Source organism: Chitinophaga jiangningensis (assembly GCF_900142605.1).
GTDB classification, from domain to species: domain Bacteria; phylum Bacteroidota; class Bacteroidia; order Chitinophagales; family Chitinophagaceae; genus Chitinophaga; species Chitinophaga jiangningensis.
Genome location: NZ_FRBL01000005.1, coordinates 24094 through 48479, shown reverse-complemented (window position 1 = coordinate 48479; position 24386 = coordinate 24094). Strand labels below are relative to the sequence as shown.

Below are 24386 nucleotides of genomic sequence, written 5' to 3'. Positions count from 1 at the left end.
GAGCTATTTTTTTAGTAACCTGTTACGGAGTATCTTTTCCATGGCTGCCTCTTTCATCCCGCGGGAAAAGGGCACAGTGGCCTTTCCCATCTCCACTAAATTCCCATCAATACCGGTAATTTTTTTAGCGTTTACCACATATGATTTGTGTGTTTGCACAAAGTCCGTGCTGTTAATGCTTTCAATCACCGATTTCAGGGTGGCGTGAATAATATGCCGGGCATTGTCGGTATATATATTCACATAATTTTCCATGGCTTCGAGGTATAAGATATCCTCCCAGAAAATTTTAACGAGTTTTTCGTTTGATTTTATAAATATATACGCGGAATCGGGTGGGATTGTTTGCCGGAAAATTTCCAGGGCGCGGTTGGCCGCTTTCAAAAAGCGGTCAAAAGAAACCGGTTTCAGCAGGTAATCCAGCACCTGTAGCTCAAATCCCCTGATGGCGTATTGTTCATAAGCTGTAATAAAAATAACTTTTGGCGGATTGGGAAGGCTGCTTAGCAATTCCAGTCCGGTCATGTAGGGCATTTCAATATCGAGCAGCAGCAGGTCCACCGGTTGTTGCTGTAACAGGTTGTTGAGTGAAATAGCATCCTCACAAACGCCCACCAGCTCCAGGAAATCCACTTTTTCCACATAGCTGGCAATGCCTTTGCGGGCTACAGGTTCGTCGTCGGTGATTACACAGCGGATTTTCATATGCTTAATTTTAGGGTGGCCGTATAGTTGTTGCCGTTATGAGTGGTAGTTAATTCATGCTGCCCGGGATAGAGTAATTCCAGCCGTCGCCGGAGGTTTTCGAGCCCTATGCCACCGGATTTGATGCGCTGGGCGTCCGGCACGGCGTTGCTCACATGGAAAAACAGGTCCTGTTCCCGCAGGGTGGCGGCAATACTGATCCAGTAGTCGCCCCCGGTATATTTAAACGCATTCTCCACCAGCGGCAGTAACAATAACGGATATACGGTTTGCTGCTGCAGCTGCGGGTCAAAGTTTACGGTCAGTTGCAGGTGACTGTTCATCCGTTGTTGTTGTAGGTCGATATAAGACTGCAGGTATTGTAATTCTTTTCCTACCGGCACCAGTTGCTGTTGGTCGTAAAGCTGGTAGCGCAATAGTTCCGACAATTTTTCAACGGTGTGCTTGGCTTCCTGCACGCTTTCGTCCATCTGGAAATAGATCATATTGAGTGCGTTGAAGAGGAAATGCGGGTGGAACTGGGCTTTCAGGAACTGGAGTTCCGTCTGGAGCCTGTCGTTACAGATCTTTTCCAGGAGCAGCTGTTGTTCGTAATTCTTACGCAGGGAGGCCGAGGCCCGCAAAATGGCATATGCCAGCAGGCCGTATAGTAGCGGGATGAGGGTGATGTTGACCACATCGTACCATTCGCAGCCATCATCCGTAAGTGCGGCCATGGGTATAATGGTTATATAGGAGATGAGGGTGATGGCGAGGGCCACCATCCCGTACTCCTTCCAAACCGGTAACGGGATTACCCGTTGTTGTTGCCGGGCTAATATCTTCCTAAGCACATAAAAAGTAATATAAGCCGCAATAAGGGATACCGTTACCTCAATAAGGTTGGTATGCAGGGGCCGGAGCCAGAACCTGGTTTCGCTGATGATATCGTTTACCAGCCGCAGACTGGTGTATACCAGGAGGGCATAAACGGCAGGCAGCCAGTGGATGGTCCGGATGTTTTTCATCTTCATCAAGATAAGAATTTTACTGGTAGTATTTTCCTGCAAACTACCCCGTTCCGGGTGCTTTTACCAGGGGAAATTGACCATATGCCGCTGGCCTTTGACGAAATGCAGAATTTTTTTCTCTACCTATATATTAGAAACTCAATGTGTTGTAAAATTATTTAGCCTATTAGTCTATAGGGTTAGTGGGAAATTAAAATAATCCCCGTATATTTGTTTCACGATAGCAATCAACCGCTGTCCCATCATTTACCAACCGATAAAATTTTCAGGAAATGTCCACACTTTACCGTTACGCCGATTACCTGCAGCAGCCTGTGCCAGAGAATTTTCCAAAAACAGGATACCATAGGGAGAAGATAGCGCCACTGGGTGCGGGACAACAGTTTCCTGAATTTTTTCTCGAGGCAGACCAGGTAATTAAAGATGCTGGTTTGTTAACACAGGGGGCGAGTATTCACACATTAACGGCGCAGCCGCTGGTAGTAGTATTCTATTCCATCCACTGGAACGGGTACGCAGATGATCTACTGGACCAGGTAATAGCGTTGCATCCTGCTATAGAAGCGGCTGGTGCAAAGCTGTTACTGATATCCAGTGAGGGGCGCAAACAATTTGAAGCGGTAAACAAACAGGAAATTCCTTTTGATGTAGTGTACGACAGGGATTTCGATATCGCTAAAAAAGCGGGGATTTATAAGAAGTCCGATCCAATCTGGGGCTTTGTGGCTGGTGTAAATGAAGATGTGCCTGTGCCTGCCGTATATATTATCACCCCGGCGCTGCAAATACGTTACGCGTTTGCCGATAAGTACCTGGAGCATCAACTGCAACCAGCTGAGTTGCTGGCTGCAATTGAAAACCGTACTGCAATTACTGCTTAATCATTGATGGCCTGGTATACCAGGTTTTTGAAAGTCTCGTTCATCATACCATGTGTGGTTGGCCATACGTTGGTATAGATCAGCGCCACTATCTTTTCTTTGGGGTCAGCCCAGTAGGTAGTGGCAAACATTCCTCCCCACTGGAAAGCGCCGGCTGGCATCAGCGATGCTGCGCTTCCTTCTTCACTGGTTATTTTAAATCCAAGTCCGAAATTATTGTATTTGTCCGACCCGAGTTTCAGGTTGCCGGTCTGGTTCATGGTCATGATCCTTACGCTGTTGCGGCTCAGGATACGTACGCCGTTATAGGTACCGCCGTTGAGCATCATTTGGAGGAATATGGCGTAATCGTAGGTGGTAGACGATAATCCGCCGCCGCCGGAAAAGTAAGTGCCTTTGAATTTGGGGTAGTCCGCATACAGCTCTGTGCCGTGTAGCATAATACTGTTGCTGGTTCTGTAGAGTTTATGTGCCTGTTTGTCTTCCGAGTAGAGCGGCACCAGCCTGGCTTGTTTATCAGCCGGTAGATAGAACCAAGTATCTTTCATGCCCAGCGGCTCAAAAATACGTTCCCGCATAAACTGGTCGAGGCTTTTACCGGAGAGCACTTCCACGAGGTAGCCGAGTACATCCACCCCCATGCCGTAGGTCCATTTTTCGCCGGGGTTATGAAGGAGGGGAAGTTTGCCCAGCGCTTTCATCTTATCTGCCAGCACCAGGTTTTTTACGCCGATGCCTGCGATTACGCCGGCTTTGGCGTACATCGCCGTTTCCATGCTGCCACCTATCTGGGCGTAGCCGATGCCGCTGGTGTGGGTGAAGAGGTCGCGCACGGTGATTTCGCGTGTAGCCGGCACCGTTGTAAACGAGGTGTCTGCGGCATTATATGCCTTGATTACCTGTGGGTTAGCGAACTCAGGAATGTATTTCGACAGCGGCTCATCCAGCTGGAATTTACCTTCTTCGTACAGGATCATGGCCGCTACGCTGGTAATGGCTTTAGTTTGGGATGCGATCCGGAAGATGTTATCCGTTTTTTCCGGGATCTTTTTTTCCATATCACTGTAGCCGAAGGCTTTGTTATAGATAATTTTTCCATTACGTATAACCATGGCCGTAGCGCCGTTCACATAGCCTTTGCCGATATAGCTGTTGATGAGGGAGTCGATACGGGTAAGCCGGCTGGCGGACATATTAGCCGCTTCCGGCTGGGCGGTTGCCAGTTGCTGGGCATGAGCATGCAATGCCGGCAGCAGCAGGAGTGTAAATAAAACTTGTTTCATAGTGGACGTTTATCAAAGGGGAAGATAGAAAATGCCGGGGAGAATATTTTCGAAAATAGCTATTGCAAATACGACATAACAAGGAAAGAATACGCTTTTAAAGCCATGTAATACATAGAAAAATACCTACATGTAGGTATTTTATGTAATGCTGCGTTGGTCTACTTTTGCAGAGATCAATTACAACTATTCGAACTAATTATAAGAGTCATTATCCTTAATAGTTAATATGACCCATGAGGTCAGTTACCCCCAAATTTGGGTCTCCTTCTTTCGGAAGAGACCCAAAACTGTTTTTATAAAATTCCATTACATTTGCAGCAAGTTTATAAAATCAACCACCGCGAAAAGCCTTCATGCCATCTGTCCCGAAATGTGAGTGTTGCTAAAGATGGGCTTCACTATTGTTTTTTTCCCGTTTTGTCTTATTTGTAAATGAACGTATAGAACACGTGTCCAACATGTCAGGAGTAACGCTGGAGGAGAAATTAAAAGCCTTACAAACTATCGAAGATGAATTGCCTGCTGTATTGATTGTGCACAGCTTTCCGGATGGAGGCGTGGTGCATATGTCGGCCAGAGGCTGCCGGGAACTCGGTTATACTTTGGAGGAGATTAAGGGGATGGGTCAGGAGTATTATAACCGTTGTTTTAATCCGCAGGATGTGGAAGATTATCTTCCGCGGATCATGGAGCTGATCAGTGCCCCGGAGTCGGAGGCAAAAGAAATCTCATTTTTCCAACAGGTGCGCCTGGCCGGAAAGGATGACTGGGACTGGCATCTGAGCACTACCAGGGTGTTGTGCCGCGCGGCAGATGGGACACCTACCCACCTGATCACCTGTGCTATTCCGATAGATCCGTTGCATCATGTTACCAGTAAATTGAAAAGACTGCTTAAGGAAAATCAGTTCCTGAGGCAGCACCAGCACATATTTGCGGAGCTTACCAAGAGAGAAAAAGAGATTCTTCGGTTAACGGCCCTGGGGCATAGTGCCGGGGAAATGGCCAGGGAACTGCATATTTCTGAAAAAACGGTAGTTACACACCGTCGAAATATCAAATCAAAAATCAATGCCGAGTCTTCCTACGATCTCACGAAATTCGCGCAGGCATTCGATCTTATCTGATTTTAAAAAATATTTTTTGAATTGATTTTTGTTTAAAACAAAAGCTGTAATTTCATTTTAGTTTGTGATCCTTTTTATTTGGATGACGAATGTTTGTTAACCAGATCCATGTTTGTAAAACCTGTATACCATGTCTTTTAAAGCCCGTTGTAAAATCGAAGGCTACGAACTGAATGTGCTCGAATGCCGATTTTCTTTTTCCCAACCCACAGATGCCTGCGGTAAGCCAGTTTCACGTCCTAACGGTGGAACGATTGAGCTGCTGGTGGAATCCACTGCCGATACCAATTTGTTCGACTGGATGATTACCGATACGGCTACCCGCAACGGAAGTATAATTTTTTACCGGAGAGATGCAATTTCGCGGCTAAAGGAGCTGCAGTTTTCGGACACTTACTGCACCGGATATACGGAGTACTTCAGTGCCGCCGGCGAGCAGCCTATGCAGATAAGGCTCCAGTTGTCGGCCCGCAAGATGTCCCTTAACAGTAGTGAATACGAGCATTTCTGGACTAAATAATTTTCACATATGCCGGAACCAACCAGGATTACCATTTCCATAAATGGTAAAAAGTACAGGCATTGGTATGCCCTCCGCTTAACGCAATCTATCTATGCGCCTCATGATTTTGAAGTGCAGCTGGGGGATGATTTTCTTCGTTCCGCAGGCAGCAGCCTGCAGCAGGTTGTACAGCAGTTCCTCGGGAAGGACCTGCAGATACAGCTGGGCAATACTACCTTCAACGGCTATATCAGTGCGGTGGAAACCGGCTGCTGTGAAGGGCGTGAGTTTGGTTATTGCCTGCTGCGGGGAATGAGCCCTGATGCTAAAATGGATATAGCGCCACAGCTCCGCTCCTTCGAAAACAAAACGCTGACGCAGCTGGTGGAAAGCATGGCTACCCGCTTATCAAATATGCTCATTCAGCCTGAGCAGCAGGCTACGCTCCCCTATCATGTGCAGTACGAAGAAACGGACTATGCTTTCTTGCGAAGGCTGGCGGCTACCTATGGGGAATGGTTCTTTTACAATGGGGCCCGCCTGGTATTCGGAAAGTATTCGCCGGCGAAGGTGACGCTGTACTACCGCCGGGAGTTGCAGCGCTACAGTATTAAGGCAGCGGTACCGACGGTGGCGCCGGGATGGTCCTGGTATGACGCGGAGCAGGGAATTGTGAAGACCTTGCCTTCAAAGGCGGAGCGCTGTTATGACCCGATCATTGATGCCTGCATCAACCAGTTGCCGGCGATGAAAGGGAACAGGTATGCCTTGTACGATGGCGCATTGCGCAGCGCCGCTGCCGCGGTGCAGCAGCGGCAGTCCGCCTTACAGTGGGTGGCCGAAAGTACGGAGCCAGGCATACGTCCGGGTGATTTGGTAACCGTCAGGGAGGAGCAGCCGGTAAAGCGTGGCCACGGTACGTTTCTCGTGAGTCAGATTATCCATACCTGTGATGCCGTGGGGAACTATAAAAATCAGCTGACCGGGCTGCCTGATTGCCCGCCATTAAAATTTTATGATGAGCCGCGTATTCCATTTTGCCCCTCGCAATCTGCAGTAGTGGTGGAAAATGATGATCCGGATAACATGGGACGGGTGAAGGTAAAGTTCCACTGGCAACAAGGTACTACACCATGGATACGCCTGTTGCAACCACATGCCGGTAGCCGGAAGGGATTTTATTTTCTGCCGGAGAAAGGGGAAGAAGTGCAGGTAGCCTTTTCAGCACAACATCCGGAATATCCCTATGTGGTGGGCGCCTGTTACCATGGAAAAGCAAAAGTGGACTATGGTACCTCCGGAAATAACCTCAAGGTGGTGGCTACACGCTCCGGGCATACCATTAGTTTAGATGATACTGCCGGGAAAGAAGTGATTACCATCAGGGATAAAACCGGTAATATCATCACGCTGGATACTGCCTCCAGGAGTATGCTGATTGAGGCACCGGAGCAGCTCAGCATCAAAGCCAATAACCTGCAGCTCTATGCCAGAGAAAGCATTGCCATGCACGCCGGCAGGGATATTTCTTTGGCCGCAGCGGGTAATGTGTACCAGCACGCAAACGAAAGCGCTTTACAGTCGGCCAAAAATATTGAGGTAATAGCTGATAAAGCGTTGTCGCTCCTGGCAGGCACCTGGAAAGGAAAAGCGGATGAAATACAGGTTCACAGCCTGAAGGGCGACCTGGAGCTACATGCCGCGCAAACACTGGATATTAAAAGCGAAGAAAAAATAAGAATGTTCTGATGATTTGCTAACCCATTAATTGCGATATCATGAATATTGTTAACCAACCATTACACCTCGTATGCGAAGGTGCGCTATGCACTTGCTCGCAATCGCTGAATCCTGCACCTGTGGCTCTACAAGTACCAGGTAAAACTAAGCTGTACCTGCAAAGCAGCAGCGGTAAGCCGGTGGCGACTACCGCAGGCATCAACATCGCCGCGCTTAATTTTAACCTTTGCAAAATTCCGGATCCGAAAAATCCTACGCCATGTACGCCAGTGCTGCAATGGAAGGACCATTATGAAAATATCTCCCTCCCCGGTAATGTACATCCACTTACGGAAAAGAGTAGCGCTACCTGCAGCAGAGGCGGGAAGATCAGCATTATACAACATGGGCAGCAGCCGGTAGGAGGACAGGTAACCAAGGAAGAATCCCCGACACCGGTTACAGCCTCCATGGAACCCTCCCCGGAGCCGGAAGTCGTGGCCCCCTCCCCAGCCATGCGAAGTGCCCGCTGGGAAGATGACAGCCAGCAACTGAAAGTAGTTACCGGCTGGCAGGAGCTGTCATATCTGCATCTTGCGCTGGAAGATGCAGAAGGCCTGGTATTGGAAATAGAAATTATAGCCACGGATAATTACCGGAGGGAACTGCATTCACTGGTGCCGAAGGCAGCTTACACAGTGACGGATGGAACGATTCTCATTCCGTTTCGCGCTATTCGCAAAGAGGCATTGCTGAAAGACGGGGACCTGATCTACGCACGGATTCACAGCGAAAGCCCTGTTAAAAAATTGCGTTCCCTGCATCCTACCCGTCCGCTGCTTTTCCGCGATGCACCTAAAATCAGGGAAGTGAGATTTTCCCGAAACAATAATCCCGTGATTACGGCGAGGTACGGAGATACGCTCTCCTGCCGCATTGTAGCGCAGAATATGTGCAGGCAGAAAGTAGCTGTACAGATAAAACGATTGGAAAAAAAGAATGGCCACGATTTGGAACAATTGGATTCGGTGATGTACAGTAATACTTTTCAGGTGAACGATCATGGGTATATACAATTCGATTTTACCATTGAAAAGGCGTGGGAACAGGATTATGAGGAGCGGGTGCAGCGGTTTTACGCCGCCATTAAAACCGAAAGCTGGTACAGCTGGTGGCAAACGGTAAGCGCGTTTCCCGTGATAGCGCCGCTGGCGAAGAAACGAGTGAGTCCTGCCCTGATAGGCAGTGAAGCGAAGTCCGATAAAAAAACGATCTGCCCCGCCTGTGCTGAACCTGTGACCATGGAGCAGATACGGCAGATGTCCGTGGATGCACGTGGTACACCGTTTTTAAAGGACGATCGAATCATCAGCGCAGCACTGCCTTTTCTGAATCAATATCGCCATGAGTTCCGGCTGGATACTTGTTGCCGCAAAGCGCACTTCCTGGCGCAGCTGGCCACAGAAACGCGGTTCGGAACACTGGAAGAAAATTTTAATTACAAAGCTTCCGTACTGGTGAAGAAATTCCGGCGATTTCGCCAGGGACAGGGCCGCATCAATGCGGGCAACTGGGGGCGCTCCGAAACCAGTGATGTACCTGTATCTGCCGAGAACCAGCAACACATTGCCAACTGGGCCTATGCAAAAATCAATGGCAACGGCGACTACGACAGCAAGGACGGGTACCGTTTCAAAGGTCGCGGCTTTATTCAGCTCACCGGCAGGGGGAATTATAAAGAAGCCACCCGCCTGTTTAACAAATGGATTCCTGACCGAAAGGTGGACTGGGAGGCACACCCCGGCGATATCTCCGAGAAACCGCTGGACGCGATGGCCGCCGCAATGATCTACTGGCGCTCACACAGCCTTTTCCTTCGCGCTGAATTTGCAGATGAATATGCAGTGGAAAGCGTGAGCAGGCCTATCAATGCCGCCTTGGATAATATAGTGGAAAGGAAACGGTTTTTCCGTGAGGCAGTGGATGCGTTTGGGGTAAAGGCATGCAAGCATTATAACCAGCGTAAATGGCAGGAGCCGGTGATGGATACGGTGGTAGTAGTGAGCGGGAAGGCGGAGCGGGTGGGAGGAAGTTGTTATGTGAAGAAGGGAAAAGGGGAACCAGGAGGGAAAGCCTGGCCAGTATACAAATCGAGTGTGTTCCGACGAATGTCAATTCCTGTGTACAAAAATCTGCTAGCCCAAAATGCCCTGCCTCCACCGGATTACGTTACTTACCTTACACGCGATGGTCATGGTGAAGATTATGGCATGCATTCATCGGAACGCTATGGTTCTATGAATGAATGCCCTCCCGGAGAATATTATTTAAACAGGGGCATAGATGGACAGAAATATAACATGTACATCTCAGATAGTCCAGGATCGGGTAGTGCAACTATTAACGGCCCAGATGGAGAACGCAGCGGTATTGCTATTCATGGAGGTTGGCCGATCGGGAGTATCGGATGTTTGACTACCCATACCAATGGATACAAGCCCGCACAGAATGCGCTGGTTCAGGAGTTGCATGCTAATATTCCGGAATTAGATAAGGCGGTACAGGAGGAGGGTGTAAGGCATGTCCGGATTATTCTTGAGCCAAGGGAGGTGGTGAGTGAAAAGTGGTATAAAAAAAGTTTAGGTGATACTAAATGGACAGGTCTGCTGCCTGTGAAATAACAATTCAATAAAGTAATAAACTATTTGTTTGTATCGGTGTTTTTACCGAGCGACATTTCATGTCTCATACAAACCTCAATTAACCAATTAATCATATCTAACTCCAATTAAAATGACCAAAGTCTTCAGTATTTATTTGCTGTTACTAATCTCCACTATGAATAATAGTTATTCGCAATCAGATACGATAAATATTCCTGATTTGCAAAAAGTAAAAAAAGGAATGAGCCTCCGCGGCTACGCATTCCCTGACACTATTACCTTCTTCAATAAGGTCAAAGATATATTCGGTATTGACCTTCGCAAGAACACTGCGCCATTAGTTAAACTGGATTCCTCACCGGAACCTTCTCCAACATTATGGGCAGTCAGGAACAGCTGTTTGCTTATTCATCAGGAGGAGCTGCCACTTATCTATCCTAGCTATAATGAAAAGAATCAGTTAGAGGATTTGCCCTTCGAGAAATGGGATACCTCCAATTTCCAGCACCTCGTCGCCCTCAACAAACTCCTCATCTCCGCCGACGCTTCCCAGCTCAAACCCGTCGATCATTATTATCCCGAGCTCCTGACTTCTCTCCTGCAGGACTTCGGTTACACCGGCAATCCCGCCATAACCAAAATGAAGATCGAAGCGATCAGCGATATGGAAGATGGCAGGCAGACTTTTTTGCAATATTGCTATGGCTGGCTGGCAGGACAAAATGTGCTAGGCGTGCGCACCAATGTACTGGAAGCTATGTTGAAATACAATCCGGATGTATTTATTCATACCGGTTGGGCTATCCGAGAACTTAAGCTGACGAATACACCCGCCAGGCCAATCGCGCAACTCCTGGATGCCGCTATAAGGGCTGGTATTACAGGGTTTACGGAAGAACTCTGCACCACCGATAAAAAGCTAATGAACGAAATCAGGAAAAATAATGCTTATGGGATGGAGGCATTACAGGCCTATATGAAGAATTCCTGCCCGAGGTAAAACTAACAGCATCGTAAAAAAAATGAGTCCGCCGAAAGCGGACTCAATACTCCTATGACTAAAAAAACAAAATATGGGCCTTCGCATTTTAAACATATTCACAACTAAAAAAATACAGGTCTTTGCTGCTTACCTGCTTTGCTGCTTTGCGAGCAAAAAAGACAAAACACAATCCCCTTAGCGCAAAAAAATCCCTGCAAGGAAACCTAAAACACAATACCGCCGCTGATCACACTCACATTGGGCTTGTCGTCCGGGAACGACACCTCCGCCCCGTTTGCGGTGAACTTCGGAAACTTATACACATATCCGCGGTAGGTATACGACACAAATACACCTACCTTACCTACCAGCAGTGAGGCACCTGCGCCTACGCCCCAGAAATATTTTCCCGTTTTCTGGTAGCTGGTCACCTGGGGGTTATTATTGCCGTCAGTGTAGGGATATTGGTACGTTACGCGGTAGTTATTGTAGCCAAATTGCCCGTTTATGAAGGGCTCCACCATACCCGTGGGATACTTCACCTTAAGGTCGGCAAAGGTGGGGATCATGAGGTTACCATTGTAGCCTGTCAGCTCTGCTCCCAGGCCTGCAGCCAGGTACCGGTTAAAGCCGTAATCGTACATGATACCACCGCCAAAGTTGTTGCTGTGGCGCATCAGGTAGGCATAGCCGCGACTGTTGGTTTTCCATTGCGACACCGCCATCAGCGGCAGCAGCATATAAATCAGTAAGAATAATTTTTTCATCATCATCAGCCTTTTTGTAAGAGGTTGTTACCTTAAAAACAAACAGATACCAAAAGAGTTGTATGTAACCGAAATTCAATAAAAATGCAGCAGTGTACTATATTCCACTGCTGCATCGCCTTCCCATGTAACCAGCATTTAGCCAGTAGTAAATTTGCAGACTTTAGTCATGCCCGGAGGTCTTTACAATCTTATTATAGATGCCAAATAACAGGAACGGCGCCGCCCACTGACCAATAAACAAGCTTGCATGCTTTTTACCGAGACATTGCAGGGTCAATGAAACCCCCATAGCGCCTACTGCAGCCCATAGGTAGCAGTCGCTTGGGATTTTGGCCGTTTTATCCTCAATAGCCTTGGCCATTGGCCCTTCCTGGTGTTCGTTTTTTAAGATGTTTTCCATGTAAGTAAGTTTTAAATGAATTAATAAGCAGTTTACGGCCTCAGCAACGCAGCAATACTATCCGCAGTGGCAAGGTGCATCTTGACCTTAGGAAGTATTTGCACCGCATAAGCCTTTACAGAAGCGTGGCTGCCGGAGTCTATTTCATGTTGATATAATGTGACTGCTTCATTATGATCTTTTACCTGAGATTGAATATAGGCAGTATCAAAGCTATAGCCGCTGAGCGATTGCAGCCTGAGCTTTAAGGCATTGTGTGCTGAATCTGCTTCCATCGGAAGGATGGTGCTCACACCGGAGGCGACTTTTGACAATTCATCATAAGCAGCGTTATGGTCCATCACCATCATGCTGCCAAACCAGCGGATAGCGGTATCGCGCCCTGATTGTGGCGCCAGCGCACCTATCAGCACTTCATTTTTATTGCCGGTGGCGGCCTTGGCCATGAAATCGATATCAACGATGCTCAGGCCGTTTCCTGGAACCACATCATCGTCGTTGCTGCAGGATGCAAATGGCAGCGCAATAGTAAGGATGCGTAACATGATTTTCATAAGCTGATTTTTTGCGTGATGTTATTTACACGAGTCGGTAAAACCATGCCGGATTATAATGCAGAGTCCTTTACCATAGGCTGAATCCGGCAGAGGGGTGGCATAATTCGTGGATGCGTAACGGTGATAAAAATTGGGATTATGAAAAGGAATATCAATAGTATCACACACGCTACGGCCGACTACCTCATGGGAGTCATGGTGGCGGCTGCCCCCTGGATTGTATTGTATTACAACGATTACACCGCTACACGTATCAGCGTAGTTTACGCCGCCTTAATTTTAGTAATGACATTCTTTACCAGGTTCGAAGGAGGGTTTGTCAGAATTATTCCATATAAAGTACATCTGGCCATAGATATGATCGCGGGTATTGCCTTTATCCTGCTGCCATGGCTGCTGGGTTTAAGCAGTGCTGCCACCTGGACCATGAGCATCCTGGGATTAATAGCGGTGATGACCACTATGGCTTCGGAAAAGAGAGCTTATAAAGGTTTTGAGGAACCTTATTACAAGCCACAAACACCTGAAGGCGATACCCTGATTACTAAACACAACTAAATAACAATTTATGCTGGTACCTTTTATTGCACTCGTGGTGGTATTAATCGGGGTGGTTGTTTACCTCGTTATGCAGAGCAACCGTAAAACAAAAGATCGTGGAAATGGCTGATTTGCAGAGTATCCTTTACAAGGATAAAAATAAATCCGCTGTAGGCCACACTGTTTTCTTATTATTCACCGCTTTCCAGATGAGGCCGTCCAGGTCGTTGAAGAAGGCTTTGTCCGTACGGGTGTTACACAGTATCACCCAGTTAAAGCCTTTAGCTGTACGTACAATTTCGCTGGCGGTACCTGGCAGGGAGCCGGCATGCCACCAGTTACGGTACATATTTACGGCCCAGCCGCTGGCATAACCGGCGTTGGCTGTAGAGCCGGTAGTCATTTCCGTTAGGAAAGGTTTGCTCAGGATATCGGCAGTATCTTCAAAACCATCAATTACCACTAACAGGCGGGCCAGGTCAGTTACGTTCGCAATCCAGCCACCATGGGAATCCATGCGGGAAATATTGTGTATATATGGATTTTCACCGTTTTGCCCGTAATAGGTTACCTCATTGTTTTTTTTCTGGGAGATGGTATTGCCGCCTGTCTGCATGTCCTTGATACCTGCTGGCTGGAGCACATGTGTACGCACATACTCTTCATAGGGAACGCCGCTGATTTTTTCAATCACCCGCCCCAGTATGCAGTAGCCAAAGTTAGAATACATGTACATTTCGCCAGGGGTGTAGCGTAAGGTATCTTCCTGCAGAATACGTTTTAGGAGGGTGTTAGCATCCAGCTGTAAGTAGCGGAACATGGGGTCGCGGGTATCATTGGGCCACCCGCCGGAAGTGTGTTGCAGGAGTTGTTTTACAGTGATCTTAAAAAGGTTCGGATTTGCGTTGGCCGGTGTGTATTCATTACCCAGTATGCCTGTGGCACCAAATACCTTTTGGTCCATGGTCAATTTATGCTCCTCCGCCAATTTAAAAATAGCCGTTGCCGTTATTGTTTTTGAAACGCTTGCAATCCGGAACAGGTGCTGTGTAGTTACGGTTTCTTTAGTAGTTGTGTCTGCATAACCATACCCTTTCGCATATACGAGTTTGCCGTGATAGGTTATGGCTACGGCCATTCCCGGTACATGGTATTGTTGCATGAATTGCTGTACGGGCTTATCTACCTGCGGGATAGATTGTAAAAATGGAAGGATGTAAAGCAACAGACTACTTATGTGCATAAACGCTTATTTATACCTGCTATTAATTATTTTAGATAATTGTCGTTTGTCAATTCTGCTTGCGAGCATGCTTGGGCCTTGTCCTAATGCGTAATCAGAAAAACTGAAAATTATTGCGTCAGGTTGTACCACAAAGTCAATACTGTCTAAGTGATAGAATTTTGCCGGTGTTGTATCAGTCATTTGAAGTCGAAGCGCTTTATAATCTTTATCCAGTAAGGATATTAAGGTGTTTGCATTTTCATGTTTACCTAAATCGAAGTACTCCCTGGCATACAGGCGTTTGCCTGATTGCTTATCAAAAGTAAAGGATTGAAGTGAGTTGATGGCATGAATACCATAAGCAGCCATAAAGGAAACGCCAAATCGACAGCTAATAATATTTTTGTCCTGGAAACAGTTAGATGGATGTACATCAAAAAAGTTATGATTTAATTCTTCATAGGGTAAGTCAGGTTCGTCATTTACATCCGGCATGTCCACATGTTTTGCAAACCTTTGAAGCTGCGGCTCTACTGCATCTGTGATTAATTTTCTGAATGCTGCTTTATATGGACCTGATGAAGGATAGGCATATACCAATGATACTTCCAGCCTCCGTGTGCTATCCTGGTATAAAACGCTGTCCTGGCAGAAGTCACTGGGTATATTTTCGTCTTCATAAATCGTCCATTCTTGTGTGGCAGTATCGGTAGGCGTGTGGGCAGTTACTACTGCTGTTTTCTGTTTACAGGATAATAACAGGATAAAAATAGCAATTGGCAAATATTTCATCGATAGGGTATTTATGCCTTCAATTTACACCTACTGACTCACATAGCCAAGCATTCATTTTATAACAAAACAGCTGACACGATCAGTGCCAGCTGTATCTTAACATGGTGAGGGGTTAACTATTTTTGTTTCCTCAATGTTTGCAGCGCCAGCGCAGCAATATCCGTCGTGACTTTCGTGGGAGAGTTGCAGTCACAGTTACTGAATCCCAGTACATAAATATCTTCACTGGGGATGTATACCCCCATTGTTTTAAACCCAAAGGATGAACCGGTTGATTTTGTGGGATAATTTGGTATATAGGTAGATATCGGATCACTCGTTTTTAATTTTCCTTCCTGCTCCAGCAGGAGTACTGCAACTGCGGTGAATTGTTTGGTCATGGACCCCAGTTGAAAAACATGGTCGGTGCTCATATCCACATTCAGTTCCAGGTTAGCTTTGCCGGTACTTTTCTGATAGATGATTTTGCCATCGTGAGCAATCATGAACACTCCTCCGGGACCATTCTTATCTGTAAAAACAGTAGCTATAATGCTGTCCGCCTTTTGAGAAAGGCTTTGGCTATATACGAGTTGACAAACAAGGATGCAGGTTAACAAAAAGGCTAAAGCAGAGAGTTTTCGCGTCATTGCGGATGATTTTATAGCTTGTTACGCTATAAAGAAACAGGAAGGAGGAAATAGTTGCATGGGGGAAGAGCTATATCGGAAGTTTTGCTGGCCGAAGGGCCGGACAAACTCCCGGCTATAACTGAGTTTACTATAGCTAGAAATAATTACCCCGCATTCGGCGTGTTCATTGGAGGTTACACCGGGATTACCTGCGTTGTTTCCAGCCATTCACTGAAGCTAAGTAATCCTGGATGTATGGTCTTTAATGCAGCAATATCCACCTGTGGATAACCCTGTGCATTTAGGTGGCTGAATAACTCTCCCAGGAGCGGGGATTGCTCCGTTAGCACCGTAATGGGAACCTGCACGTGTGTGATGCTTTTTTGCAGTTTATTACCGATTTTGGCAGCTATTTCAGAGGCGGTGAGTTGATCCCCTGCGAGATCTAATGTCTTCCCGATAAAAGCCGCTGGATCCTCAAACGCTTTGACAGCGAAGGTACCAATATCCCAGGTGGCGATATAAGGCACTTTCAGATGCGCCGGTGTGGGATCGTATAGCTTCCCACCGGCAATACCGGAGGTAGGGAGTAATACATTTTCCATGAATCCGGGAGGCCGTAAAATAGTAGCTGGGATGCTATGGACTGTCGGTACTACCTGTTGCGGATGTACTTATTGCCTGGGGAATGAGTCACCGGAAAGAGATCCTTGGGAGAAGCAATTAATACTTCTCTGCGAGAAAATAAGCGGCTAACAAAGCCCCAGGATATTGCTAATCGAGGGCTTAATGCTACTTAAATATGGTTATTTATTTATGTTCCGCTGGTGAATTTCATTAAAGCGTTGCTTTAGCAGCTGCTGGCTCCTTCTGCTTGTTGGCAGTATATATTCTGCTACCCGTACCTGAGAAGGTTCTAATGTAGTAATCTGGTTTAAGGCTACAATAAAGGATTTGTGTATCCTGAGGAAATCGATTGCTGGTAGACTTTCTTCTATGGATTTTAAAGTAGCATAAACAATATATTTTTTGTTTCGCGTAACGATCTGCACATAGTTGAGCATAGCTTCAATAAACAGGATGTCGGCGAGTAATATTTTTTCCAGTCGGTGATTGGAGCGTACGAATAGAGAGTCTGGTTGTTCCCTGTTCATTTTTACAGAAGCTACGCCGGTTATTTTGGCGTTGGCTTTTTCGCAGGCTTTCAGGAAACGCTCGAAGGTTACAGGTTTCATCAGGTAGTCTGTGACATCCAGCTCATAACCTTGTAGTGCGTATTCGGGATAGGCAGTTATGAAGATGACCTGCTGATAGATATCTTGTGTTTGCAAAAACTCGATGCCACTCATCTGCGGCATTTTAATATCCAGGAAAATCAGGTCTACCACCTCTGTTGATAGTATCGCCTGTGCAACCACCGGATTACGTGTTGTGCCCACTAAATGCAGGAAGGGTATCTGTTCAACATAGCTTTCAATTTGTTTGCGGACCAGTGGCTCATCATCCACAATAAGACAATTTAGCATCGCTGTAATCTTAGGTTTAAATAAACAGAATATTCACTTTTATTTTCAATAATTTCCAGCTTATGCTGATGAGGATATATTAAATCCAGTCGTTGCCTTACATTCTGTAGCCCAACGCCATGACTGCTGTAAGCCGCAGAATTTTTAACCGCGATCGTGTTCATACAATAAAAATGTAGTTGGTCATCTACCAGCTGGATATTTATCTGGATAATATTTTCCCGGAAATCATCATCAGAAATATATTTAAATGCATTTTCAATAAAAGGCATCAGCAACAAAGGAGCGATGTGGAGTTCCTGGTTGCCGGCAATGATATGGAGGCTGGATGTAGCATCTGTGCGTATACGTTGCAGATTAAAATAGTTTTCCAGATAGGTGATTTCTTTGGATAAAGGAATGAAATCCGTATTGCATTCATATAGCTGATAACGCAGCAGATCGGCGATAGAAATCAACGTATTTTTTGCCTGTGGTACATCAAAGTCAAGCTGTGTATAAAGGCTATTAAGCGAATTAAACAGAAAGTGAGGATTGAGTTGCGCTTTGAGGTAGGTTAACTCCGCCCGGGAATTGGCTCTTTCCATTGCATCCAGTTTGCGCTGCGCATTAATGCGATCCAATGCCAGCTTCAGAAATGCACCACCGAATATACCTACTAAGGCAATAAAAAAACGGTTGTACTGCAGTTCATTATAGTTCCAGGAAAAATCGAAATGGATAGGCACCAGCATGTGACGGAGAAACAGCTTCATGAGATATGCATATCCTGTCGCTAATAAAGCCAGCCAGATAGTTGCCTGTATAAGTAATCTGATAAGTTGTTTGTGCTTAAAGTATGCCGGCATCAGCCAGCTATACACGCCATAGAAGGCACAGATTATCATCGTGACATCCAATGCAGAAAAATACAAACGATTACCGGTATCACTAATGTAGAAATATATTATCTGGTTCCACAGAAAGTAGAAGCCAAGCCAGAAGAAGAAATGCATGAAGAAACGTCGCATGCCCCAAATTAAGCAAAACAGAGCAGTGTCGCTTCCTCATTATAGCAACAGACAAAAAAGCAGGATGTATGGTAGATAGTAAGTAAAAAGGCAGATGATGTAATATATCCTGCAATTGCTATAAAAGACTCGCCGATTTAGCGGATCGCTGGTAAATTTTCAGAAAAAAGTATGAGAACTATTATTTCCTTCACGCTGCTATTCGTGATGTCCGGTAAAATTTTAGCACAAAGCGCTGATACAGCAGCGTTCCAGGCAGCTGGGTATTTCAGGGAGGCTGCTGCTGCCAGCAATAATCAGTCTGTCTGGCCATTGCCGCTGTATGGCCCTATGATACTGGTAGATCCTAAATCCAGAGTAGCCTATGCGAATGTACCCGATAGCGCAGGCATCTTTATAAAGACAGGAGAAGGGGTATATAAAGGAAAGCTTCCACAGGAGATCATAATTGCCAATACGGCTATAACCTGGCAAAATCGTTTGTGGACCCTTGTGTTATCGCCCTTGCCTACCGATAAAGATGATCGCCTTGATCTGATGTTGCATGAGTGTTTCCATCGGATACAGCGCCAGTTGAATTTACGGGATAATAGTCCAACAGTAGATCACCTCGCAACCATGAACGGCCGCATCTACTTTTTGTTGGAATTACAAGCCTTAAAAGCAGCCCTTAATAAACCTGTTGATGCTCGTAACAAGGACCTGGTAAATGCATTGCTTTTTCGCAGGAAAAGGCAGGAACTATTTAAAGCAACGTTTCCGACCGAAAGCATGCTTGAAATGAATGAAGGATTAGCCGCTTATACAGGATTGATATTGGGTAGGCCTCTGGAAAGTATCCATCAGCATCTCCGCAAGGAAATAGACAGTGTGGCATATAGACCCTCACTGATCAGGGCTACTGCTTATATAACGGGGCCCGTTTATGGGTATTTGCTGTATGAGCGTTTTCCTGCCTGGACACATCACCTGGATTCCAGTGCTTCGTTCCCAGATCTTGTAGAAAAATATTACAACGTGAACATGCCGGAAATAGTCACGGATGCTGATTTGAATAAGATGGCAACACAATATAATGGCGATGCTATTCTGCTTGCAGAAAAAGAAAAAGAGGAGAAGCGCCTGGTACAGGCGGCGCATTATGTGCATATGTTCACGGAACAACGGGTGTTAGTCATCAACCTCGATCACATGAGTTTAGGCTTTAACCCTGGTACCCTCTTTGATTTAGGGCCACTGGGAACCGTGTATCCAATCGCGGAGCTCAAAGATGTCTGGGGAAAATTAATTGTAACAAATGGTGGTATGCTGATGAAGAACTGGAAGGTGGTAACGTTATCAACGCCCGGTCATGTATCTCTGGAAGGTAATATTATAAATGGAGATGGCTGGCAGCTACAATTAAACAGTGGCTGGAGAATAGAACAAAAAGACAGTCTGCATGCAGTATTGGTAAAGCAGCCATAACAAAAAGCCCCCAGATCTTGCGACCTGAGGGCTTAAAGCTTGCGGAAGAGAAGGGATTCGAACCCTTGATAGGCTTTCACCTATACACACTTTCCAGGCGTGCCAGTTCAACCACTCCTGCACTCTTCCGTGATTAACTTTGAACTAAATCGGAATGGTTGTTTTTCCGATCAGGGTTGCAAAGATAATCCTTTCATTTATATTTCCAAGATTTTTTTATTTATTGTCGTACAGCTTCCAGATGGCTCCGCCAATAAGCCCGCCCACTATAGGTCCTACGATAAATACCCATAGGTTGGCCAGTGCGGCACCGCCCACAAAAATAGCCGGTCCTATACTTCTTGCAGGGTTCACTGATACCCCTGTAACGGGAATACCAACAATGTGGATCATGGTCAGCGCCAAACCGATTGCAACACCGGCAAAGGCACCGTTAGGCGTGTTTTTGCTGGTGCTTCCATGTACTACAATCAGGAAAATGGTAGTGAGCACAATCTCTGCCATCAACCCTGCTCCCTGGGCAAACTTGTCGGGGGAAGTATCACCAACGCCGTTTTGCCCCAGGCCATTGGCCGCCAGCGAATAATCAGCCTTGCCCTGTGCAATCATCAGCAATATGCCGGAAGCCAGTATCGCTCCCAGGATCTGCGCAATGATGTAAGCCACCGCATCTTTTCCTGATATCTTGCCAAAGGCCAGCATGGAAATCGTAATCGCCGGATTAATATGGCAGCCGGAAATGTATCCGATGGCATATACCATCGCCAACACCGAAATACCAAAGGCAAAGGCGATCCCCAGGAAACCTACGTGACTACCGGCCAGTACTGCACTGCCAGTGCCTATAAAAACTAAAACAAAAGTGCCAAAAAACTCGGCAATAGCTTTCTGTGAAAGAGTAGCATTCATAGAGCAATCGTTTAGAGGTTAGTAAAATCTTTGGGGGTATAAGGGTTGTAAAAAGCTACTATAAATATATCGCAAATTGCTGAGATCATAAAAAAACGGGAAGCCGTTTTACAGCTTCCCGTTTTGCAGCAGTTAACTGCTACTCATACACTAATATACTTCTGTTAACGTCAGCTCTCCGCGGAGTGGCGTCTCCATCATCTCTTTACTTTCTTCCAGCGTAAGCCCCTGGCCCAGTACAAACATCAGTTTGGTTACAGCAGCTTCAAAGGTGAGGTCATGGCCACTTACCACGCCTAAGTCTTTCAGGTGCTGACTGGTTTCATACTTTCCTAACTCTACACTACCACCATCACACTGCGTAATATCCAGGATCAGTGCACCGTTGTCGGCTACACGCTTCAGGCAATCCGTAAACCAGGTTTGCGTGGTCGTATTACCACTACCAAATGTTTCCAGGATTACCCCCTTCAAGCCAGGGATATTCAGCGTTGCTTCCACCGCCCGGCGCGTAATACCAGGGAACAGTTTCAGTACTGTGATGTTTGTTTCCAGTTCCTTGTGCACTTTCAACGGTGCTGTAGGACTGGGCAGTATAGCCTGTGTTTTGTATTTAATATCAATCCCTGCTTCCGCCAGAATCGGATAATTCATGGTGTAGAAAGCTTCGAATTTCTCCGCGTTATACTTCTTGGATCGGTTACCTCTGAACAATGAAAAATCGAAGTAAATACATACCTCGGGTACCATCGCAATGTTGCTGCCATTGTGTTTGCCACAGGCAATCTCCATCGCTGTAATAATGTTTTCCTTTGCGTCAGTACGGATTTTTCCGATAGGTAGTTGGGAACCGGTGAGGATTACCGGCTTGGATAGGTTCTCCAGCATAAAGCTCAGCGCCGATGCTGTAAAGGCCATGGTGTCAGAGCCATGGAGTATCACAAATCCATCATAACGGTCGTAACGATCTTCGATGATGCTGGCCAGTTCAACCCAGATCTCTGGTTGCATATCGGAGGAGTCAATGGGAGGATTAAAAGCATAGACGTAAAAGTCTATTCCCATCCTGTAGAGTTCAGGTAAATTGTTCCTTATCTCATTGAATCCTATCGGGCGAAGTGCTTTGGTCTTGTCGTCATAGATCATCCCTACTGTTCCACCCGTGTAAATAATCAGAATTTTACTCATTGTGCGTAGTCTGCCAGTTGCATGCAAAGTTATCCTTAAAATGGTTAGAGCATTTTGAATAATTTAAGCGCATTGCTGCTGGTAATGGCGGCTACATCTTCTATTTTTAGATTTTTTACATCTGCCACCTTTTCTCCGACCAGCGGAATGTAGCTGCTCTCATTACGTTTGCCCCTGTATGGCACCGGCGCCAGATATGGGGCATCTGTTTCCAGAACAATATGCTGTAAGTCAAGCTGCTCCACGATTTTGTCCAATCCTGCTTTCTTAAAAGTCACTACACCGCCTATCCCCAGGTAAAACCCCAGGTCAATAATCTCTTTAGCCTCCTCCAGGGTACCGCTGAAACAGTGAAATACGCCCGTCAGATCCCCGTTTTGCAAGGCTTTTACCTCGTCTATACACTCCCGGGTCGATTCGCGGCTATGGATAGCCACGGGCAATTTATGCTCCCGGGCCAGCAACAGCTGCTCCTGGAACACCTGGTACTGCTGGGTGAGATAGGTCTTGTCCCAGTAAAAATCCAGCCCGATCTCGCCAATGGCCTTAAAAGGGCGCTGTTGCAGCCAGGCCTTTATCAGCTCCAGCTGCGGTACCACATCCTCCTTTACATAACAGGGATGGATACCTATCATGGGAAAACAATGCTCCGGATAAGCCTTTTCCAGCTCCAGCATGCCTGCTATGGAATCCTCGTCGATATTCGGTAAAAACAGCTTGTTCACCCCATGGGTCAGGGCGCGACCAATCATCTCCTGCCTGTCAGCGGCAAATTCCTCAGCATACAGGTGCGCATGGGTGTCGATCCAAAACATAATATTTATTTTAATATAAAATCCTATCTTTAGGTGTACAAAGTTACAGCCAGAAAAACCTAATTGCTAAAAATCTATAACTATGAAAAGCTATTTCTGCACAAACCGTGTGCTGGCATGGACATTCACAGGAATTGCCATTACAGCGCTCTTCTTTGCCTGTAAAAAAGATGCTGCCAAAAATACCGATCCGGTGGTAGCTGAACAGAGCGATAAGCAAGTGATGGCCGGAGCGGCCTATCAGGCAGAGGTGGACCTCTATTACAGCGATATTTTTGATGCCGTGTCAGCAGGTGCAGCACAACAGATTCCGGACCCTTCGGCACGACGCTCTGAAGGCAATCCTGCATTATTAACTACGCCGTCGCCTTCCTGCCCTTCTGCATATATCGAAGGAGGATTAACCTGGCCTATTACCGTAAATATTGATTTTGGCACTTCCTGCTCTAACAGCTTAAACAATCGTGTTCGCGGAGGCAAAATTATCGCGGTTTTCAGCGGATATCTTACTACCCCGGGTACTACCGTCAAAGTAACACTGCAAAACTTCACCATCAATGGTAAGCCTGTTTCCGGTAATATCCTTTATACCGTTACGGGCTATAATAAAGAACCTAACGGTGGCATCTCCTTTACACAAAAAATTACAGACGGTACTGTGAAGCTGAATGATAGCATTATCGCCGTTTATAACCATACGAAAACAGTTAAACAAACTAATGGTGGTAGTACTATAGCGAATCCTGGCGACGATGAATACGATACAGAAGGTACCGGCACACTTGTTTATAAGCATACCAACGGTACTAACGTAAGCATTTCCATCTCCACCCCGGTTAAGCTGCATACATCCTGGAATTGCCAGTGGATCAGGTCCGGTCAGCTGAAACTGGTAACAGAAATGGTGGCAGGTACCATTGACTATGGCGCCGGTGATTGTGATAATAAAGCTACTGTAACAGTAGGCGATAAAATGAAAGAGATTACACTGTAATCAGTGTATATATAAATTTAGGGAGAAGGCGCAGCTGCAGTAACAGCGCGCCTTCTGTTATTTTACAGAGCACGCAGCTCGTACTTTTGTTTCTTACAGAATTCAAGGACCCTTGGCAACGCATAACTCATACGGTCCCAGGCCTTGGTGCTGTCGTGAAACACCACTATTGAGCCGGGCTTCAGCTTAAATACTACATTCTGTACACAGGCTTCCCCGTTGATGTCCAGGTCGAAATCGCCGCTCAGAATATCCCACATGATTACTTTAGCGCCAGGGATCTGCCTTTTCAACATCCTGATCTGGAACGGTGTTATCCTTCCATAGGGCGGTCGAAATAAAGTACTCTGAATATATTCCTGTGCAAGCAGCACATTTTCAATATATTTATCAGTACCGGTTTTCCAGCCGTTGAGGTGGTTGTGTGTGTGGTTGCCCACGGAATGGCCTTCTTCGAGGATGCGCTGATAAATAGCAGGTTGCTCAATGACGTTCTTGCCAATGCAGAAGAAGGTAGCCTTTGCATCATATTTTTTGAGCTGGTCGAGCACAAAAGGCGTTGCTTCAGGATGTGGACCATCATCAAAAGTAAGATAGATCGCATTGGTGCTGGCAGGCATATTCCAGATACAACTGCTGTACACAGCTTTTAGTATAGCGGGTGTTTTAGTCAGATAGAACATGAATCCGGCAGCTTTTAACGT

25 protein-coding genes and 1 tRNA gene are annotated in these 24386 nt (G+C 46.2%); 9 read left to right on the top strand and 17 right to left on the bottom strand.

The window, feature by feature from the left end; translation table 11 throughout:
• Positions 1-3 precede the first annotated feature (3 nt).
• Both BUB18_RS13170 and BUB18_RS13165 read right to left on the bottom strand, forming a co-directional pair.
• A complete protein-coding gene (locus tag BUB18_RS13170) occupies positions 4-705 on the bottom strand; it encodes a LytR/AlgR family response regulator transcription factor (RefSeq protein ID WP_073081524.1) in 702 nt (233 codons plus the stop codon).
• Positions 702-1718: a sensor histidine kinase gene (locus BUB18_RS13165; protein ID WP_083549928.1), complete on the bottom strand. Its 1017-nt coding sequence runs from the start codon at positions 1716-1718 to the stop codon at positions 702-704. The genes BUB18_RS13170 and BUB18_RS13165 overlap by 4 nt, the downstream gene beginning before the upstream one ends.
• Before the next feature lie 269 nt (positions 1719-1987).
• Between BUB18_RS13165 and BUB18_RS13160 the strand changes: the two genes are divergently transcribed.
• Positions 1988-2596 (top strand): redoxin domain-containing protein, encoded by a 609-nt coding sequence (locus BUB18_RS13160; protein WP_073081522.1) that lies wholly within the window; start codon positions 1988-1990, stop codon positions 2594-2596.
• On the opposite strand, the gene BUB18_RS13155 is transcribed toward BUB18_RS13160, so the two are convergent.
• Positions 2593-3879, bottom strand: coding sequence for a serine hydrolase domain-containing protein (locus tag BUB18_RS13155; RefSeq protein ID WP_073081519.1), 1287 nt, complete (start codon positions 3877-3879; stop codon positions 2593-2595). The two genes, BUB18_RS13160 and BUB18_RS13155, sit on opposite strands and share 4 nt — an antisense overlap.
• Positions 3880-4340: 461 nt before the next feature.
• On the opposite strand from BUB18_RS13155, the gene BUB18_RS13150 reads away from it, so the two are divergent.
• From BUB18_RS13150 to BUB18_RS13130, 5 genes are all read left to right on the top strand, one after another.
• Positions 4341-5009 carry a LuxR C-terminal-related transcriptional regulator gene (locus BUB18_RS13150; protein ID WP_073081517.1) on the top strand — a complete coding sequence of 223 codons (669 nt, stop codon included), beginning with the start codon at positions 4341-4343 and terminating at the stop codon, positions 5007-5009.
• A gap of 130 nt (positions 5010-5139) precedes the next feature.
• Positions 5140-5529, top strand: coding sequence for a type VI secretion system tube protein TssD (tssD, locus tag BUB18_RS13145; protein WP_073081515.1), 390 nt, complete (start codon positions 5140-5142; stop codon positions 5527-5529).
• A 9-nt stretch (positions 5530-5538) separates the two neighbouring features.
• Complete coding sequence (locus BUB18_RS13140; RefSeq protein ID WP_073081512.1) at positions 5539-7260, top strand: type VI secretion system Vgr family protein; 1722 nt, start codon at positions 5539-5541, stop codon at positions 7258-7260.
• A gap of 29 nt (positions 7261-7289) precedes the next feature.
• The gene (locus BUB18_RS13135) at positions 7290-9911 is read left to right on the top strand and encodes a PAAR-like protein (protein WP_073081510.1); all 2622 of its coding nucleotides are present in this window, start codon (positions 7290-7292) and stop codon (positions 9909-9911) included.
• 202 nt (positions 9912-10113) lie between these two features.
• Positions 10114-10893, top strand: a complete 780-nt coding sequence (locus BUB18_RS13130) for a hypothetical protein (protein ID WP_143159938.1) — start codon at positions 10114-10116, stop codon at positions 10891-10893.
• Positions 10894-11099: 206 nt separating this feature from the next.
• Here the strand turns inward: BUB18_RS13130 and BUB18_RS13125 are convergent, their stop codons facing one another.
• The 3 genes from BUB18_RS13125 to BUB18_RS13115 all read right to left on the bottom strand — a co-directional run bounded on the left by BUB18_RS13125 (position 11100) and on the right by BUB18_RS13115 (position 12599).
• Positions 11100-11642 carry a hypothetical protein gene (locus BUB18_RS13125; protein WP_143159937.1) on the bottom strand — a complete coding sequence of 181 codons (543 nt, stop codon included), beginning with the start codon at positions 11640-11642 and terminating at the stop codon, positions 11100-11102.
• Positions 11643-11805: 163 nt separating this feature from the next.
• A complete protein-coding gene (locus BUB18_RS13120; RefSeq protein ID WP_073081501.1) occupies positions 11806-12045 on the bottom strand; it encodes a hypothetical protein in 240 nt (79 codons plus the stop codon).
• Positions 12046-12077: 32 nt separating this feature from the next.
• The gene (locus BUB18_RS13115) at positions 12078-12599 is read right to left on the bottom strand and encodes a DUF4142 domain-containing protein (RefSeq protein WP_073081498.1); all 522 of its coding nucleotides are present in this window, start codon (positions 12597-12599) and stop codon (positions 12078-12080) included.
• A gap of 141 nt (positions 12600-12740) precedes the next feature.
• On the opposite strand from BUB18_RS13115, the gene BUB18_RS13110 reads away from it, so the two are divergent.
• Positions 12741-13160, top strand: coding sequence for an SPW repeat domain-containing protein (locus tag BUB18_RS13110; RefSeq protein ID WP_073081496.1), 420 nt, complete (start codon positions 12741-12743; stop codon positions 13158-13160).
• Positions 13161-13287: 127 nt separating this feature from the next.
• Here the strand turns inward: BUB18_RS13110 and BUB18_RS13105 are convergent, their stop codons facing one another.
• From BUB18_RS13105 to BUB18_RS13080, 6 genes are all read right to left on the bottom strand, one after another.
• Positions 13288-14385 carry a serine hydrolase domain-containing protein gene (locus BUB18_RS13105; protein WP_073081494.1) on the bottom strand — a complete coding sequence of 366 codons (1098 nt, stop codon included), beginning with the start codon at positions 14383-14385 and terminating at the stop codon, positions 13288-13290.
• Between the two features lie 6 nt (positions 14386-14391).
• The gene (locus BUB18_RS13100) at positions 14392-15159 is read right to left on the bottom strand and encodes a hypothetical protein (RefSeq protein WP_073081492.1); all 768 of its coding nucleotides are present in this window, start codon (positions 15157-15159) and stop codon (positions 14392-14394) included.
• Between the two features lie 119 nt (positions 15160-15278).
• Complete coding sequence (locus tag BUB18_RS13095) at positions 15279-15791, bottom strand: serine hydrolase domain-containing protein (RefSeq protein ID WP_073081490.1); 513 nt, start codon at positions 15789-15791, stop codon at positions 15279-15281.
• Positions 15792-15967: 176 nt separating this feature from the next.
• Entirely contained in the window at positions 15968-16411 is a 444-nt protein-coding gene (locus tag BUB18_RS13090) for an NmrA family NAD(P)-binding protein (protein WP_262487686.1), read from the bottom strand.
• Between the two features lie 168 nt (positions 16412-16579).
• Positions 16580-17299, bottom strand: coding sequence for a LytR/AlgR family response regulator transcription factor (locus BUB18_RS13085; protein ID WP_073081487.1), 720 nt, complete (start codon positions 17297-17299; stop codon positions 16580-16582).
• A complete protein-coding gene (locus BUB18_RS13080; protein ID WP_083549925.1) occupies positions 17293-18309 on the bottom strand; it encodes a sensor histidine kinase in 1017 nt (338 codons plus the stop codon). Before BUB18_RS13080 ends, BUB18_RS13085 begins: the two co-directional genes overlap by 7 nt.
• 171 nt (positions 18310-18480) lie before the next feature.
• Here BUB18_RS13080 and BUB18_RS13075 point away from each other — a divergent pair, with 171 nt between their 5' ends.
• On the top strand, positions 18481-19776 hold the full coding sequence (locus BUB18_RS13075) for a hypothetical protein (RefSeq protein ID WP_073081481.1): 1296 nt from the start codon (positions 18481-18483) through the stop codon (positions 19774-19776).
• Positions 19777-19818: 42 nt separating this feature from the next.
• Here BUB18_RS13075 and BUB18_RS13070 read toward each other — a convergent pair.
• The 4 genes from BUB18_RS13070 to BUB18_RS13055 all read right to left on the bottom strand — a co-directional run bounded on the left by BUB18_RS13070 (position 19819) and on the right by BUB18_RS13055 (position 22688).
• Positions 19819-19905, bottom strand: a tRNA-Ser gene (locus BUB18_RS13070).
• A gap of 87 nt (positions 19906-19992) precedes the next feature.
• Positions 19993-20685 carry an aquaporin Z gene (gene aqpZ / locus BUB18_RS13065; RefSeq protein ID WP_073081478.1) on the bottom strand — a complete coding sequence of 231 codons (693 nt, stop codon included), beginning with the start codon at positions 20683-20685 and terminating at the stop codon, positions 19993-19995.
• Between the two features lie 150 nt (positions 20686-20835).
• The gene (locus tag BUB18_RS13060; protein ID WP_073081475.1) at positions 20836-21873 is read right to left on the bottom strand and encodes an asparaginase; all 1038 of its coding nucleotides are present in this window, start codon (positions 21871-21873) and stop codon (positions 20836-20838) included.
• Positions 21874-21917: 44 nt separating this feature from the next.
• Positions 21918-22688 (bottom strand): TatD family hydrolase, encoded by a 771-nt coding sequence (locus tag BUB18_RS13055; protein WP_073081472.1) that lies wholly within the window; start codon positions 22686-22688, stop codon positions 21918-21920.
• 82 nt (positions 22689-22770) lie between these two features.
• On the opposite strand from BUB18_RS13055, the gene BUB18_RS13050 reads away from it, so the two are divergent.
• Positions 22771-23682 (top strand): hypothetical protein, encoded by a 912-nt coding sequence (locus BUB18_RS13050; RefSeq protein WP_073081470.1) that lies wholly within the window; start codon positions 22771-22773, stop codon positions 23680-23682.
• 62 nt (positions 23683-23744) lie between these two features.
• Here the strand turns inward: BUB18_RS13050 and BUB18_RS13045 are convergent, their stop codons facing one another.
• Complete coding sequence (locus BUB18_RS13045) at positions 23745-24365, bottom strand: polysaccharide deacetylase family protein (protein ID WP_073081467.1); 621 nt, start codon at positions 24363-24365, stop codon at positions 23745-23747.
• Between the last annotated feature and the right edge of the window lie 21 nt (positions 24366-24386).